This is a genomic window from Mesorhizobium sp. M4A.F.Ca.ET.090.04.2.1 (assembly GCF_003999085.1).
Taxonomy (GTDB): domain Bacteria; phylum Pseudomonadota; class Alphaproteobacteria; order Rhizobiales; family Rhizobiaceae; genus Mesorhizobium.
On record NZ_RZOT01000963.1, the window covers coordinates 1 to 787 of the forward strand.

Genomic DNA, 787 nt, shown 5'->3' on the forward strand with positions numbered 1-787 from the left:
GAGCTGCCCCTTGCGATGCCAGTGGTCGCGCACCTCGGCCCTGGTCTCCGGTACATCGACGCGCACGGCGATTGCCGGCGCGTGGACGTCGTCGACATCGAAATCGAGCCATGGGTAGCGAAGAGGCTGTCTCATGATTGACTGTTTTTAGCGACCGTGTGCAATTATAGCTAAATTCTTAGACCATGGAAGTCGATAGGCTCCGGTTTGCGCATGGCGATCGCGTTGACGCTGCGCGCCCATCGCCGGCTTGGTCCAGGAAGGTACAGCCCCATGCTCGCCCTCGTCATCGCTTCCGACAGCGCCACCGGGCTTAGGCTGGCCGAGGTCGAGGACCCTCGGCCCTTGGCGAACGAGGCGCTCATTGCGGTCCACGTAACCTCGCTGAACCGGGGTGAGCTGCGCCTGCTCGGCATACGCCCGGACGGCTGGATACCCGGCCAGGACATCGTCGGCGTCGTCGAACGGGCAGCAACCGATGGCTCCGGGCCTGGCGTGGGGACCCGGGTCGCAGCTTTGGTCGACGAGCACGGCTGGGCCGAACGTGTCGCGGTTCCGACCGACCGTCTCGCCGTCCTGCCGGACGGCGTCGGCTTCGGCTCCGCCGCCACGCTTCCGGTCGCCGGCACGACGGCGCTGAGGACGTTGCGCCATGGCGGTGACCTCGCCGGCCAGCGGGTCCTGATCACCGGCGCTAGCGGCGCGGTCGGTCGTTTCCAGATCCAGATCGCCCGCGAGCAAGGCGCTTCGGTGACGGCGATCGCCGCCGCCCGGCATGAAGAGGACC

2 pseudogenes are annotated in these 787 nt (G+C 67.5%); one reads left to right on the forward strand and one right to left on the reverse strand.

Annotated features, from left to right (window positions below):
- A pseudogene (locus tag EN781_RS36060) lies at window positions 1–135 on the reverse strand (AraC family transcriptional regulator); the annotation flags it as partial.
- A 138-nt stretch (window positions 136–273) separates the two neighbouring features.
- Here EN781_RS36060 and EN781_RS33500 point away from each other — a divergent pair.
- A pseudogene (locus tag EN781_RS33500) lies at window positions 274–787 on the forward strand (oxidoreductase); the annotation flags it as partial.